Source organism: Parabacteroides timonensis (assembly GCF_900128505.1).
Classification (GTDB): Bacteria; Bacteroidota; Bacteroidia; order Bacteroidales; family Tannerellaceae; genus Parabacteroides; species Parabacteroides timonensis.
In genome coordinates this window covers 3,159,772-3,175,354 of sequence record NZ_LT669941.1, presented here as the reverse complement: position 1 = coordinate 3,175,354, position 15,583 = coordinate 3,159,772, and the positions used below count along the sequence as shown (strand labels likewise).

At 46.3% G+C, this 15,583-nt stretch carries 13 protein-coding genes; 5 read left to right on the top strand and 8 right to left on the bottom strand.

What is annotated here, in order from left to right; translation table 11 throughout:
* The first annotated feature begins 11 nt into the window (after positions 1-11).
* The 3 genes from BQ7394_RS20310 (at position 12) to BQ7394_RS20300 (ending at position 3,309) form a co-directional block, all read left to right on the top strand.
* On the top strand, positions 12-2,291 hold the full coding sequence (locus BQ7394_RS20310) for a RelA/SpoT family protein (RefSeq protein WP_075559070.1): 2,280 nt from the start codon (positions 12-14) through the stop codon (positions 2,289-2,291).
* Between the two features lie 99 nt (positions 2,292-2,390).
* Positions 2,391-2,900, top strand: a complete 510-nt coding sequence (fldA, locus tag BQ7394_RS20305) for a flavodoxin FldA (protein WP_075559069.1) — start codon at positions 2,391-2,393, stop codon at positions 2,898-2,900.
* A gap of 43 nt (positions 2,901-2,943) precedes the next feature.
* Entirely contained in the window at positions 2,944-3,309 is a 366-nt protein-coding gene (locus tag BQ7394_RS20300; RefSeq protein ID WP_075559068.1) for a DUF2023 family protein, read from the top strand.
* 156 nt (positions 3,310-3,465) lie between these two features.
* Here the strand turns inward: BQ7394_RS20300 and BQ7394_RS20295 are convergent, their stop codons facing one another.
* From BQ7394_RS20295 to BQ7394_RS20275, 5 genes are all read right to left on the bottom strand, one after another.
* Positions 3,466-5,775 carry a TonB-dependent receptor gene (locus tag BQ7394_RS20295; protein ID WP_075559067.1) on the bottom strand — a complete coding sequence of 770 codons (2,310 nt, stop codon included), beginning with the start codon at positions 5,773-5,775 and terminating at the stop codon, positions 3,466-3,468.
* A 216-nt stretch (positions 5,776-5,991) separates the two neighbouring features.
* Positions 5,992-6,342 carry a hypothetical protein gene (locus BQ7394_RS20290; RefSeq protein ID WP_075559066.1) on the bottom strand — a complete coding sequence of 117 codons (351 nt, stop codon included), beginning with the start codon at positions 6,340-6,342 and terminating at the stop codon, positions 5,992-5,994.
* 108 nt (positions 6,343-6,450) lie between these two features.
* Positions 6,451-6,780 carry a DUF6686 family protein gene (locus BQ7394_RS20285; protein ID WP_082212058.1) on the bottom strand — a complete coding sequence of 110 codons (330 nt, stop codon included), beginning with the start codon at positions 6,778-6,780 and terminating at the stop codon, positions 6,451-6,453.
* 197 nt (positions 6,781-6,977) lie between these two features.
* Positions 6,978-8,258 (bottom strand): phosphopyruvate hydratase, encoded by a 1,281-nt coding sequence (gene eno / locus BQ7394_RS20280; protein ID WP_075560139.1) that lies wholly within the window; start codon positions 8,256-8,258, stop codon positions 6,978-6,980.
* 90 nt (positions 8,259-8,348) lie between these two features.
* The gene (locus BQ7394_RS20275; protein ID WP_075559064.1) at positions 8,349-8,735 is read right to left on the bottom strand and encodes a thioesterase family protein; all 387 of its coding nucleotides are present in this window, start codon (positions 8,733-8,735) and stop codon (positions 8,349-8,351) included.
* 114 nt (positions 8,736-8,849) lie between these two features.
* Between BQ7394_RS20275 and BQ7394_RS20270 the strand changes: the two genes are divergently transcribed.
* Both BQ7394_RS20270 and BQ7394_RS20265 read left to right on the top strand, forming a co-directional pair.
* Complete coding sequence (locus BQ7394_RS20270) at positions 8,850-10,004, top strand: DUF362 domain-containing protein (RefSeq protein WP_075559063.1); 1,155 nt, start codon at positions 8,850-8,852, stop codon at positions 10,002-10,004.
* Positions 10,001-10,765 carry a DUF6599 family protein gene (locus BQ7394_RS20265; RefSeq protein ID WP_075559062.1) on the top strand — a complete coding sequence of 255 codons (765 nt, stop codon included), beginning with the start codon at positions 10,001-10,003 and terminating at the stop codon, positions 10,763-10,765. The genes BQ7394_RS20270 and BQ7394_RS20265 overlap by 4 nt, the downstream gene beginning before the upstream one ends.
* A 23-nt stretch (positions 10,766-10,788) precedes the next feature.
* On the opposite strand, the gene BQ7394_RS20260 is transcribed toward BQ7394_RS20265, so the two are convergent.
* From BQ7394_RS20260 to BQ7394_RS20250, 3 genes are all read right to left on the bottom strand, one after another.
* On the bottom strand, positions 10,789-11,064 hold the full coding sequence (locus BQ7394_RS20260) for an HU family DNA-binding protein (RefSeq protein WP_075559061.1): 276 nt from the start codon (positions 11,062-11,064) through the stop codon (positions 10,789-10,791).
* 10 nt (positions 11,065-11,074) lie between these two features.
* The gene (locus BQ7394_RS25740; RefSeq protein ID WP_075559060.1) at positions 11,075-14,428 is read right to left on the bottom strand and encodes a GLUG motif-containing protein; all 3,354 of its coding nucleotides are present in this window, start codon (positions 14,426-14,428) and stop codon (positions 11,075-11,077) included.
* Positions 14,429-14,554: 126 nt separating this feature from the next.
* Complete coding sequence (locus tag BQ7394_RS20250) at positions 14,555-15,340, bottom strand: DUF4469 domain-containing protein (RefSeq protein WP_075559059.1); 786 nt, start codon at positions 15,338-15,340, stop codon at positions 14,555-14,557.
* Between the last annotated feature and the right edge of the window lie 243 nt (positions 15,341-15,583).

Here is a 15,583-nt window from a genome sequence, read left to right as displayed (position 1 = left end):
AGGTTGTAACCATGAGTGATACGATAGACACAAAAGACACAAAGGAAGCCGGTGACATGTTACCGGCCATGTCGGCAGATGAGAAGATGATCCAGGATGGGTTTAATGAACTGCTGCAGGACTACCTGAATTCAAATCATAGACGAAAAGTCGAGCGTATCACTAAGGCGTTCAACTTTGCTAACCAGGCACATGCAGGGGTAAAACGTCGTTCCGGCGAACCCTATATTATGCACCCTATTGCTGTGGCGCGTATTGTTTGCCGTGAAATGGGATTGGGTTCAACCTCTATCTGTTCCGCTCTCCTCCATGATGTAGTGGAAGATACTGAATACACCGTACAGGATATTAGTGATATGTTCGGTCCGAAGATTGCACAGATCGTGGACGGTCTTACCAAGATATCCGGAGGAATATTCGGGGAACAAGCCTCGGCGCAGGCGGAGAACTTCCGTAAGCTATTGCTCACCATGAGTGATGATATCCGGGTGATCCTGATCAAGATTGCCGACCGTCTGCATAATATGCGAACCCTGGGTTCGATGCTTCCCGCCAAACAGTTCAAGATTGCGGGAGAAACGCTTTACCTCTACGCTCCTTTGGCACATCGTCTGGGCCTTTTCACCATTAAGACGGAGCTGGAAGACTTGAGCTTCAAATATGAACATCCGCAGGAATATGATTTCATCGAGAAGAAGTTGCAGGCGACGGAAGAAAGCCGTAATAAGCTTTTCGAACATTTCGCCGTTCCTGTCGATGAGAAGCTGAAAGAAATGGGGCTGCATTATGAAATGAAAGCCCGCGTAAAGTCCGCTTATTCCATCTGGAACAAGATGGAAAGCAAAGGGATTACTTTTGAAGATATCTATGACCTGTATGCTGTCCGTATCATCTTCGATCCGCTGCCGGGGGTGGATGAAAAGAATATGTGCTGGGATATCTATTCTGCTATTACGGATATCTACCGTATCCGTCCGGACCGTATCCGTGACTGGGTGAGCCGTCCGAAAGCAAACGGTTATCAGGCATTGCATCTTACCGTCATGGGACCCGATGGGCAATGGGTGGAAATACAAATCCGTAGCCGTCGTATGGACGATATTGCCGAGAAAGGGTTTGCTGCTCACTGGAAATATAAGGAACATAGCGTAGAAGAAGATACGGAGCTGGATAAATGGCTTCAGACTATTACGGAAATCCTGGAAAGTCCGGATCCGAATGCACTCGACTTCCTGGATACGATCAAACTGAATCTGTTCACTTCCGAAATATTTGTATTTACTCCGAAAGGAGATATCAAGACACTTCCGCAGGGAGCCACAGCGCTTGACTTTGCTTATGCCCTGCATACCAATATCGGAAATAAATGTATCGGAGCGAAGGTTAATCATCGCCTGGTTCCTCTCAGTCATCCGTTGGCAAGTGGTGACCAGGTTGAGATCCTGACTTCCCGTTCGCAGGAACCGCAGGCGGAGTGGCTTAACTTTGTCACGACGGCAAAGGCGAGAGCCAAGATCGATGCCGTATTGAAACGTGCCCGCAAAGATGCGGCTAAGCTGGGAGAAGAGAAAGTGATCTCTGCATTCAAACGTTCGGAGATGGAAGCAAGTACGTCCAATCTGGATAAGCTATGTATGTATTTCGGTTTCTCCAAGCGTGAAGAGTTCTATTATGCCGTGGAAAAAGGAGATGTGGTACTTCCTGAGAATATCAAGAAGTTGCTGAAAGAAAAGACGGATAACCTCTTGTTTAAATACGTAAAACAAGCGTTAGGTGTCGGCTCTAAAAAGACGGAAGAGGAGAAGCCGGAAGAGAAACCTAAGACAAAATACGATAAATCGAAACCTTATATCCTTCGTGAAGAAGCATTCGAACGCAATTATGTGATTGCCGAATGCTGTAAACCGATTCCGGGCGATGATGCGTTAGGCTTCATCAACGACGATGGAAATGTGGTGGTTCATAAACGTTCCTGCCCGATTGCCATGCGTTTGAAGAGTAGTTTCGGCGAACGTATCCTGAATACCGAGTGGAGCAGTCATAAGAATGCCTCTTTCGAAGCTACGCTGGAAGTGAAAGGTATCGACTCGATCGGAGTGTTGAATACGATCACTAAGACGATTGCCGATGATTTCAATGTGAACATTATGCGCTTGTTGATCGAAGCGAAAGACGGTGTGTTCGAAGGCCGGATCAAGATGAAAGTGCATGATGTGGAAGACATTCAGAAGATGTGCGTGACACTCTCCAAAATCAAGAATATTAAGTCGGTAGGACGTGTTGCCGATTAGTCAGTAGGTATTTTCAGCCTGCAAAATACATATTTATAGGTATTGCCTTTGTAACCGGGATATCTGACCTTTGTCTTCATCAATTAAATAATAAAACAGATGAAGACAATAGGTATTTTTTACGGTTCGTCAACCGGAACGACAGAGGATATTGCAAAACGTATAGCAGCCAAGTTAGGTGTGGATGCTTCTAACCTGTATGATGTGGCGAAGGCTTCTCCTTCGGATCTGGGTAATTATGAAGCATTGATTCTGGGTAGCTCTACCTGGGGAGCAGGCGATTTGCAGGATGACTGGTACGATTTTCTTGCCAAAGTAAAGAAGCTGGATTTATCCGGTAAGCTCGTTGCTATTTTCGGTTGCGGCGACTCTTCCTCTTTCAGCGACACGTTCTGTGACGCGATCGGAACAATCTATACGGATCTTCAAGGTACAGGATGTACGTTTATCGGATCAGTACCGACAGATGGTTATTCGTATGATGACTCGACAGCTGTTGTTGACGGTAAATTCGTCGGACTTCCTTTGGATGAATTGAATGAAGACGATCAGACCAACCCGCGTATCGACCAGTGGATCGAAACGTTAAAACAGGAAGGTCTGGAATAAGCATTTTCGAATTGTAGTTTTTAAGATAATATCAGCAGGCAAGATGGTAACAACCAGGAACAGGATACCCGGAGAAGTGAAAGTCTTTCTTAATCATATCTATGAATATAAGAAAGGGATACGGAGTATGGTTTTATGTACGATCAATAAATCGTATGAGCAAGTCGTTACGGACCGCTTGGAAAGTCAACAGATTTGTTATGTAAAGCAGGATGCAGGAGAGAGAAGTGTCAATATTTATTTTGGAAGGCCTGAATGCATAGAAGCTATTCGTTTATTGGTGACCCGTCCGTTGAACTTACTTACGCCGGAGGAGGATTTTATTCTTGGAGCTTTGCTTGGGTATGATATCTGTATGCAATGCGAACGTTTCTGCACAAGGAAAAAGCAGCGGCTAACGTCTGCCTGATCGATATGGTTGTTTAAAGTTTTCCCTAAAGTTGTTTATTTTCCCCGTTATCCTGTTTGGATAGCGGGGTTTTTCTTACCACGCAAGAGGTCGTTGTCTGAACGTGCAAAGGGTCTTTGCGTGGTAAGGCAAAGACCCTTTGTCGTAAAAAGTATCTTAGTAAGATATCTTGATACCGGCGAAATAGCTTCTCGGCGTTGCCGGTCCGTAGATGTAGGCAGAGTCACGGTTCGGACCCTGGTCGAAGTCGGACTGGTAGGCTTCGAAGATATTCTGTACGCCGGCATTTACTTCCAAAGTGATATCTTTGTAGATATGGAAATCATACGCCAGTTTGATGTTCATGTCGAAGAAGTCCGGTGTATTGACTGCTTTATCCATAGGGATATAACCCGCCAGATGCTGCACCAACATGCTGCCGGTGTAAGTTCCGGACAAGGACGCTGTGAAATGTTTCAACGGAGTGAGTGTCGCGGTAAAGTAACCGTATGTATTGGGTGTACGGAACATCTTCTTTTCGGTCGGCACGTTCTCGTTTTCACTCCATTTCTCCGGTTCGTTATAACGGCTACGCTGTAAGGTGGCTCCTGCCTGTAACGATAACCAGGAAGAAAGGACGCTTTTCCCTTCCAGGGTCAGTCCCATCACTTTTGCTCCCGAACCGTTGCGGCGTTCTTTGATGATATTGCCCTGTTCGTCTTTTCCGATTTCTTCCAATACGAATACATCGTTCAGACTTGTATAAAAACCTTCTACCAGGAAGTTGACCTGGATACCGTTCTTAAAACGATGATAAAAGTCGACCGATGTACTGAGGCTTTGCGATTTCTCTTCCTTTAGGTCTTTCGCCCGTCGTATCATCGCTATCTCACCTCCGACGGCAGAGATGTGCATGTCTTCGTCGAAAGCCTGCGGAGCACGGAAGCCACTGGAATAGCTGGCACGTATATTGATATCCTCCGTCGGGTTGAAACGAACGTTGGCACGGGGACTGAATACTACATTGTCTATCATGTTGTGCTTGTCCATACGCGCTCCGACCAGGAAGCTCCACCGTTTATTTTTCCATTCGTTCTGCAGGAAAAGGCTTTCGATATGGACCTTTTGGTTGGTGTAGCGGTTATAACCGATCATTTCGTCTTTCAAATGGTCGTAGTTGTATTCCAGTCCGGCGGTCAGGTCTGATGGCATAAAGAGGAACTGGTCGAAGCTGTACGAATATTGTGTCCCGGTCATAAAGGTCAGGTCGGTTGTCTTACCGTATGCATTCGGGTCTTGTCCGGTGCCGTAATAGCTGTCACGGTCGGTGTTCTGAGCCGAGGTGAAGACGCTGAATTTATGCTTGTAATCGGATGAGAAAAGATCGAACTTCAATCCTCCACCGTCAATGGAGTGCTCCAACTGTTCGGCTATATCCGCTTCATGAGGCGGACGGTCCAACAGGTTACCGCCACGACGGTATTCGTTCATGTGATGATATTCGAACGTCAGCTTGCTGTACGTACTTGTTTTCAGATAGGAGCGGAAACCTACCGTCTGATTTTTCAGCTTGGGTAGTTCGGTGTAGCCGTCATTATCATAATCGTAGCCGGAACGGTGGCGGTTCTGTCCGAAGATATACATACCGGCCTTCCCGTTTTCCGTTACCAATGAAGCATTCAGCGTCGTATTATTGTCAAAGGAAGAACTTCCTCCGATAGAAGACAGGGTATGTGTCAGTTCGCCCGAGTTGCGCAGCGGCTCCTTGGTAATGATATTGATCGTCCCGGCAATGGCAGAAGAACCGAACAATGCCGAACCACCGCCACGCATCACTTCCACACGGTCGATCATATTTGCCGGAATCTGTTCCAGCCCGTAAACACCCGATAGTGCACTGAATATGGGACGCGAGTCGATCAGTATCTGCGTATAAGGTCCGTCCAACCCATTGATACGTACCTGCTGGAAACCGCAATTCTGGCAATTCGTTTCCACACGTACACCCGGCTGGAAGTTCAGTCCTTGCGCCAGGTTTACCGCACTGGTCGTATTAAAGACTTTCGAGTCGATCACATTTACCAGTGTAGGAGCCAGGCGGCGCGATGTTTCACTCCGGTTGGCCGAAACGACTACACCGTCCAGAGCGATGCGATCTTCTTCCATCTCTACATTGACTTCCTGTGTTTTCCCTTTCTCCAGTTTCACTTCCCGGGTGACAGTCTTGTAACCGAGATATTTAAATTCGAGGGTGAACTTACCTTCCGGCAGGTTCTTCAGGAAATAATGGCCGGAGTTGTCGGTTGTCGTTCCGATGGTTGTTCCCTTTAGTATAACGGTGATAAATGGCAGATGCTCACCGGTTTCTTTATCCAATACATGCCCGAATACGTTTGCATCCGATGCGTTCATTTTCTCTTCTTCTGTGGCCCATGCAACCGTAAGGGTACAGCAAAGGCATAGTATAAGTGTTATAATCTTATTCATATTAATTTAATCTGATAAATAGGTAATACAATAATTGAATGCCCGGTACTTTCCGGGATTCTTCTTCCCAATTGAAGAATTTGCCACAAGCATGGCATAGTTCTGCCACAGGCATGGCACAACTCTGTCACAGGCATGGCATAACTTTGCCATAGGCGTGGCACAACTTTGCCAACGTGATGAAAAAAGTTGGCAAATAGCATGGGTGCATATTTATCAGACTACAGGAGGGGCGCGAAGAGACGGTTCTCCTTGTATAGGAACCAGATAATCCGGGTAGACCGGATTGCAGGATAATTTGAATAATACGGTGAGGAAAGCGGCAAGCAATAAAGATACAAATGCAGCACCGCTAATCTGAATAGTCGATAGTTGATGAAGTAACTGGAACTCCGCATAACCATGTTCATGGTCCGGACGTCCGTCGTCTGTCTTGTGGTAAGGGTGCGAATGGACGATCGTGACCCCATTCACGATATGAACGTGGGTAAAGGCTATCAAACATCCCAGATATGCAATGAATAATGCCGGGAGTGCAATTCGCAAATATTTCCTATACTTCTCCATCACCTTTTGCAAATATAGGGCATTTTATTGTATTGTCAGATAGGTATGATATGAAATCTATATTAAATACCTATTGATGGGTACTATGCTTTTGTTTGAATGAAGATTTCAATTCAACGAATAGTTCTGTGCCAGATAAGGGGACTTCTTTCCGTTTCTTTTGGCGGAGAGAAGTTCTTTCAGTTCTTCCAATTCCATTTTGTTGAGGCAAAAGTAAATGCTTTCGGATTGTACTTTGATACATATTTTGCGGTTGGAGGCGAAATGTTGGTTACGTTGTTCCGACAGGTCACCGTCGATGCTGTTTATGTACTTGCGGAAGCCCTGGAAGCCTGCTTCCGTAAAGCAAAAGAAGAAGTTACCGAACTCCAGGCTATAGGTGTTACAACACTTGCAGAAGGAGAGTTGACCGTTGAATGTCTTATTTATTATTGTCATAATGGATAAATGAGATGTTCTGTTTTACTGTTGTCAAAGGTCATTATTCTCTGGAATATGTGCAATCGCCATAAGAGGGTAAATTGAAGGCTTCCGTTACCTATAAAAAGGTAAAAGCCTCTCCTCACGGGGAAGCTTTTATCTAAAAATTAGCTTTTAGCTTGCAAATTAGCGATTATGATTTATTTAAAATGAGATTATTTTAAGCGTTTGTAACCGTATACTGCTTTGTTACCCAACTCTTCTTCGATACGGAGCAACTGGTTGTATTTAGCCATACGGTCTGAACGGCTCAGTGAACCGGTCTTGATCTGTCCGCTGTTGGTAGCAACGGCGATGTCGGCGATCGTTGCATCTTCTGTTTCGCCGGAGCGGTGAGAAGTGACGGTCGTGTAGCCGTGACGGTGAGCCATCTCGATAGCATTCAGTGTTTCAGTCAATGAACCGATCTGGTTTACTTTGATCAGGATCGAGTTGGCGCAACCTTCCTGAATACCTTTCGACAGGAAGTCGACGTTTGTAACGAACAAGTCGTCACCCACCAGCTGGCAACGGTTACCGATACGGTCGGTCAGCTTCTTCCAGCCTTCCCAGTCGTTTTCGTTCATACCGTCTTCGATAGAGTCGATCGGGTATTCGTTGATCAGTTTTTCCAGGTAGTCTACTTGTTCGTCGGAAGTACGTTTTACACCTTTGTCACCTTCGAACTTCGTATAGTCGTAGATACCGTCTTTGTAGAATTCGGAAGAAGCACAGTCCATACCGATCATGATGTCTTTGCCCGGTTCGTATCCGGCAGCCTTGATAGCGGCAAGGATTGAGTTCAAAGCATCTTCCGTTCCTTCCAGAGCTGGAGCGAAACCACCTTCGTCGCCTACGGCAGTGCTCAGGCCACGGTCGTGCAATACTTTCTTCAATGCGTGGAACACTTCGGCACCCATACGCAGACCTTCCTTGAAAGAAGAAGCACCTACCGGACGGATCATAAATTCCTGGAAAGCGATCGGAGCGTCACTGTGTGAACCGCCGTTGATGATGTTCATCATCGGAACCGGCATCACGTATGTGTTTGTTCCGCCGATATATCTATATAAAGGAATATCCAGATAGTTGGCAGCAGCCTTGGCAACTGCAAGGGAAACACCGAGGATGGCGTTTGCACCGAGGTTTGATTTGGTCTTCGTTCCGTCCAGTTCGAGCATGGCCTGGTCGATACCTACCTGATCCAATGCTGACATGCCTTTCAGGGCCGGAGCGATTATCTTGTTTACGTTTTCAACAGCTTTCAGTACACCTTTACCGCAATAGCGCTTCTTGTCACCGTCGCGCAGTTCCAGTGCTTCGTGTTCGCCGGTCGATGCGCCGGAGGGGACAGAAGCTCTGCCTGTTACACCTGATTCCAATAATACATCTACTTCTACGGTAGGGTTACCTCTTGAGTCGAGGATTTCACGTCCTGTAATCTTTTCTATTTTCATTGTTTGTTCATTTTTAAGACGGAACAAATATAGAAAGAGATCGGAGAACGTGAAATCACCATAAATGGGCATTCTGTGCCCGTGAAATACCTATTTGTTGGTAGGGTAGATCTTCGATAGGAACTTCTCTTTGTCTACGATGAAACGGATATGCGTCCCTTCGCCGATCGTCCCCTTTGAGTCTTGTGCCACAACGCTGAAAGTGAGTTTGCGGCCATCCGCTTCCTGTAAGGTTGCCGTGGCGGAAATTGTTTCTCCCAGCGGGGACGGTTTGATATGTGACGTGTTCATCTGTGCACCTACGGTTGTCGAGCCTTCCGGCAGTCCGGAGGCAACAGCCAGCATGGCTGCGTTTTCCATTAAAGCCACCATCGACGGTGTGGCGAATACATCCAGGTCGCCCGATCCCATGGTACGGGCTGAGTTAGCAGCACTGACTACGGTACTGCTTGTGTGTTGTAATCCTTTTTCCAGCATATTTATTGAGTTCTCGAATTGTGTCGCAAAAGTACAGGAAATAACCGGAAAAAAAGGCGGAAGCCCCACAGGATTTTAATATCTTAGCAGCCTGAAGACTTAATCAGTAATACCATGAAAAGAAGAAACTTTTTCCGTTCGCTGGCCCTCGGTGGGGCAAGCGTTGCTTTTTCTCCTATCGTAAAGGCTGCTCCAGCGGTACACGCAGATAAAGAGAAGCCGGCAACCAATATAAAGGATACCCTGGCCATCCCCCGGAACGAACATTCCATGCCGGGTAAATATCCCGGTAAAGTAGCCTGTACAACCCATCCCGGCTGTATTGTCGACGGACAGCCTTCGGAAGGGATCGCCTATGAAATGCTTCGGAACAGTATGTTGAATCTGACAGGGAAAAGTAACCTGAAAGAGGCGTGGCTGCAGTTTGTCGGTCCCGACGATGTGATCGGGCTGAAAGTAAATCCGATTGCCGGAAAGCTGTTATCTACCTCGCATGCTTTGACGCAATCCATTATCAACCAGCTGGAAGAAGCCGGCATCCCCCGAAAGAATATCGTTATCTGGGACCGGCGTGAAGCGGATTTGAAGGAGTCGGGCTTTACCGCTGAGAACTATCCGGATATAAAGATCATCGGTACGGAATACCCCGATGAGAACGGCAGTTACATCAATGCCGAAGGTAAGTTCTACGGCGAAGAACGGATCGATAAGGAGCAGTACTTTTCCGTCGACATCGAAGGAGAATATGACGCTTACACCATGCCTTTTATGATCAATGGCGGAAAGAACTCTTATTTCACGAAGATATGTACGGAGATGGTGACGAAGATTATCAACGTCCCTGTATTGAAGAATGCCGGAACGACGATCACCTGCTGCATGAAGAACCTGGCTTTCGGTTCGATTACGAATACCGCCCGGCTTCACGGTCCGATGTGGCATGATACCTGTGCTTCGGTTTGTGCTTTCCCTCCGTTGCGGGATAAGGTGGTGTTGAATATTGTCGATGGAATGATCGGTTGCTTCGACGGCGGACCGGCTGCCAATCCGCAATTTATCTGCCATTATAATACCATCCTGGCGGGAAGCGACGCGGTGGCAGTCGACCGTATCAGTTACGATATAGTGATTGCCAAACGTATCGAAGAGGGGTTGCAGGAAGAAGAGAAAGCGGGAGCACGTACCTTTATGGATATGGCGCAGGAGTTTCAACTCGGCGTGGCCGATAAGGATAAAATCGAACTGATAGAAACAACGTTGCAGGCATGAAACATTTTATACGATGGGCAGGTTTCCTATTGTTGATCCCCGCCTTTTTGGTTGCACAGGAGGTTGAAGTGAAAAGGGAACGGGTGTTTACAGGCTCGGGACTCTACGGTTTTATGAATGGAGGAGCGGAGCAGTTCCTCGAATACGGTGTCAGTAAGCTGACAGCCCGCGATGTCGTTTACGAGGGGCAGGAATATACGATCGAGATCTATGAGATGCCGACACCTGAGGATGCTTTCGGTATCTATTCGCTCCATGTGTTCCGCTGTCAGCGGGCGGATACGCTGGGTTGCATCGATTGCCTGTCGCCTTACCAGTTGCAGGCTGTGGCTGGCGATAAATACGTATCGGTGGTGTTCCCTTCCGGCTCGGCTGCAGCAAAGAGTAAGGTGGATGAGTTGATCCGGCAGTATCTTCCGATGGACGGGAAAGATAACCCGGCGATACCGGCGCTGTTGAAAGAGATATCCCCTTATTCCGGCAAACTGAAATTCCTGCGCGGACCGATAGGCATATCCGGTGTCAGTACTTCGCTGATGCATTATCTGGAAGGCATTTCCTATACGGGTGTCTGGTTTATAGCCGATAAGCCCTCGAAAAGCTATCGTGCCTGGGTCTGTGTGAAGGATGTAAAAGAGGTGGAGAAGCTAAAAGAAAAAGTTCCCGCCTCCGATATTATTCAGAGCGGGAACGATTTCATCTATTTAACGGGTAAAGAACAGGAAAAAGAGGAAGACGATCACGGCGGGTTCGGTTTCTGACCGGGGCCGTGATTGTCGGTATCCTATTTGTTCAGAACCTTCAACAGTTTTGTTCCAGGCCGGAATTTCACTGATACGCGACGAGGGATCTTGACTGCAACACCTGTCTTGGGGTTGCGTGCCATACGTTCAATCTGTATCCAGGGGTGTAATGCCCCGAAGTTATGAAAACGAATTTCAGAGCCTTCGTTCAGCGTATCGGAAACGATACGGAGTAATGCTTCGACAGTTCTTTTTACCTGTGTCGCTTTTTGTCCGGTATCTTCGGCAATTCTTTGTACCAATTCTGTTTTCGTCATATCGGTTTTCTTATAAGATTACTTTGTATCGTGCGGAACCGACCTGTACGATATAGATACCTGCCGGTAATGTCCATCGGGTATCGCCTGCCGGGATGTCTGCCTGTTTAACCAGTGAGCCTGTCAGGTTGTAGACCTGTACTGTTTGTGCTGTCGGGCTGCTGATATGCAGGTAACCTTTAGCTGCCCATACCTTGATGACATCTGTAGCTATTGTTTCGTTAGCTACCGGATCGGGGTTCTTTACGATGCCGTCGATAAATATCTCCATATCGTTGCGGACATATTTGACGATATAAGCTCCGTCGCTACTGCGCGGCGTGATGGTCTCACCGCGGTCGGTAGTTATGACGGGTTCCGATTGATCGTATTCCTTATCTAGCGTGAGATAGAAACGGAAGTTACTCCATGCTTCCACATCGTATTCTCCGGCAACAGGATCGGTGATGGCACCTTCTACGAGTGGCAAAGTGACTGTGTAGTAAACCGGCGGTACAGGATCGGGATCGACAGGTGGCTGCGGATCGGGGTTGTTTTTGCTGAATGTGGCAGCAATTGTAACCGCTTCGGCTGGCATGTCAAAAGAATACTTGTTGTTGCCTTCGCTGTTGACCGTTACATTTCCACTTCCGGTTTTCGTAACGGTCGGTTCTCCATCAAGTTTGTAACCGTTGTCCGGTGTAACTGTGAAGATGACTTTCTCATTCTCTATTGCCTCTGTTTTATCTCCTTCTATACTGATGGCGCCATTTGTTCCATTCGCTATCGTAATGGGAGATTTAGCAATAAAGACGGCAGCGATTGTAACCTTTTTTCCTGGCATCGTAAAGTAATAGTGTCCGGCACTTTCTATTATAGGAACGGCTTCTTCTCCTTCCGGTTGATAAGTCAGACCATTTAATATAAAGTTAGGTTTCGGGGTGATAGTCAGTTCTACCCGTGTGGCTTTGCCCGCATACGTCTTATGGTACTTTTCATATACAGAACCATTTGCGGGTGTTGTAAACTCCAGCGGATAAGGGATCGACACATCCGGCTGGTTAGCCATCAGGTTGCCGTCGGTTGTTTTTAGTTTGGGCATTATGGGTAATGTACCGTTTTCCCAATCGCTTGTATTATCCAGAATGCCATTAGGTATCGGATCACTGTTCCTCCAATCCCAACCAGCACCATTCTTATCCGTTGCATCAGTTCCGGTGATGGGGATTGATGCACTGCTTGTGATATCTTCCCAAATGATATTATCATAAGCATGATTGCTGGAAAGAACGGGAGCTGTACCGCTTGAATATATTTCGCCTAATATTCTTCCGGTCTGAGTGGTTACAGTACCATCCTTTGTTACCAGCTTATAATTCAATGAAAGACAGTTAGATATTGAAGTTGCATTTGACTCCTGATAGATAAGTCCGACAATACCTCCGGTACCTCCTGAATAAATAGGATTTTTAGCACTGATTATGCCGGATGAAAAACAGTTACTAATGGTTGTGGAAGAAGTTCCGTCTTGAGTATCTCCAACTATTCCGCCTGCACCGATACGATTTCCTCCATCTTCTTCTCCACTATATATATCCACTGTCGAATAACAATTACTGATGGTAACGCCATCTGCATTCCCGATCAAACCTCCGGCATTGGCAGTTACGTTTTCTGTTCCAGCTGCATATATACATCCTCCTGTAGTGTAACAGTTTTCTATGGTGGAATTGAGACAGGAAGCGGCAATACCTCCTAAATAGCAATCTGCTGGGGCGTAGTCTGCATTGGTGATTTTTCCTGTTAATCCCTTTTCTGAAATTACGACTCCCAGATTCCGGATAACTCCGTCTCTTACGTAATCAAATAAACCGGCGTGAATCTGTTCTCTGTCTCCGACTGTTTTATTAAAATACAGGTTTTGAACCTGATAGCCATTCCCATCGAATGTTCCCTTGAAAAATATTCCATACTCGGTTCCGATCGGTACCCATTGTTTACTTTCCAGGTCGATGTCGGCAGTCAGTTTGACAAATTTGCCGGCAAAATCGTTTCCGGCATTTACCCAGGTTGCGAAAAACTCCAATTCACTTGAATTGGCTATTAGGAAGGGATCGCTTTCTGATGTACCCGGTGCGGCGGCAAGCGGGGTTGAAGTCAATGTCGGATAATTGTTGCCGGGAACCAGTTCCCAGGCATATCTTGTCACTTTTGAAGCAGCTTTTCCCGAATAGTTGAAAGCTCCTTCATTCATGATCTGGGTTAGGAATCCGCTTTTCATGGAAGAGAGAGGGAGAGCTAAAAGATTTTCACTTGTTCTTTCGGCATCGTTACCGGTTCCATTCGCATGGGCATCTTCATTCCAATAACAATTAAGCAACGGAGAGCGTGGAACGGCATTACCGGCAAATCCTCCTATGTGGGAATTAGAACCACCTTCCACAGTCCCTAGTGAATAGCAGGAATGTACATCGTTTGCTTCAATATCGTCTGAACCACCGCAACGTCCGATAAATCCTCCGATATAGGCATAATCTCCCCCTTTTACATTACCGGTTGAATAACAGTTATAAATGATAGGATTACCGCCTGAGGTAGTTCCGTTATTTCCTACAAATCCTCCTATGTAGCAGGGATAAGTACGAGGAATAATACTCCCATTTCCCCCTGTCACATCTACAGATGCATAACTGTTTGAAATAATGGAACAGGTACTATACCCCCCCAAATTCATTCCGACTAATCCTCCGAAATAGCCATCATCTCCTCCTACAATTTTTCCGGTGGCACTGCATCTTTCTATTGTTCCACACTGCAAACCTGCCAGTGTTCCGGCGCCCCACTCATAATATTCATCTGATACCTCGGGTTTTGTTATCTGTAGATCGGCGTTCCGGACATGTAAATCTTTGACAGTTTCTTTTCCGGAAGGAAACCCCGGATCTCCTATAATGCCAAATAAACCGGCAAATCGATATTCGCCCGTTATTTTCAAATTCGATACAATGTGGTTTTGTCCATCGAAGGAACCAAAAAAGTTTTTTTCCATATAACTAGTATAACCACTCACAAAACCAATTCCGATCGGAGTCCATTCGTGTCCTGCCAAATCAATATCGGTCGTAAGAGTCAGTGTACAGCCTTTAAACCATTTATCGCTGGGTGTAGCTCCGGTTTGTTCGCTGTTGTTGACCATTTGGGCCACCCAAGCCAGTTCTGCTGCCGAACTGATATTGACAGTAGCATTTCCTGTTGCCCATCCGGCAGGTTCTGTAACGGTGTGTCCATCCCATACGTCTACTTGTGCTATCGTCATATGGGAAATGGTTAAAAAAGCAAGCAGGTATAGTAACCTGCTTGTGATCAAAGTAATTTTTGTTTTCATGTTGTTTTATGTTTTATTTATTGAATATGTATATGCGCAGGCCTTGCGCACGAGGGTGCGCATCGGTTGCGCATACCCTTGCGCAGCTATCGCGCACGGTAATGCGCAATGACTGCGCAAGAAAGTTTATTCAATTACGGGGCGATCGTCATCATCATCGCTTCCGGCGCCTACCGTCAGCAGGTAAGGGAAACGATTGCGGCGAACCTCTTTTAATAGTACCGTGCGATTACCTCCGTATTGGGTGGCGACTTCCAGATAATAGGTACCGTCAGCCAATGCCGGAATGATAAAAGAGAAGAAAGAAGGATCGTTGCGTGAAACGGAAGTCATTGGGACGGCTGTTTCGGTGTCGTCTGCTGCTTTGATGAAGAAGAAACCGACGGGACTGCCTTCGGCTCCGACGATCTTTACACGTTTGCCTTCGCCATTGAGTGTATTGCCCGGAGTGAGTTTTGTGTTTACTTCGCCTGTGAATACGTCGGTTACTTTGGTGATGGTAGGGAGACCTTCTGTCACTTCACCGACGATCACGCTGATGGCTTTAAGGTCTTTCCTGAATTCGACACGGGGAGAACAGCGAAGGGTCACATTGTTCTTTTCCGGATCGAATTTCGCCTTGGGACCGATGAAGGGACCATCCACTCCCAGGGAGTTATTTGCGAAGCCGAACTCTACGGTAGAAGCAGAGTATAATTCTTCCTTCGCAACTTCCATCAGATCGTTGTAAGCGCTTCTTAATTCGGAAGCGGAGAACTTACTTTTGCCTTTTGCAGCGATGTTGCACAAATCATCGATTGTGCGGTTGGCGACGTATGTGACATTGAATGTGAAGTCATCTTCACGTTCTGTCAGCATGTTTGCTACCAAATTGCCAGTGATGCTACGCATCTTGGGATCAGTTGTTGCCATGATTAATACAGATTTAATTAGTTCATAGTGAACTATGTCATACCTATAAAAATCAAAGCTTTTATTTCTACGGATACCCCTGTTTTTAGTCGTAAATCACCAATATCTCCCTTAGAAAGAGAATTGAAGAAATCCCTTGGTGGTACCAAATGAAGTTTTGTATTTAGACCGAAAAGAGTCATGACTTGATGCTATTTTGCAACAAGCCATGAAAAATAGTATATAACGTTATGTCTGTTTGTA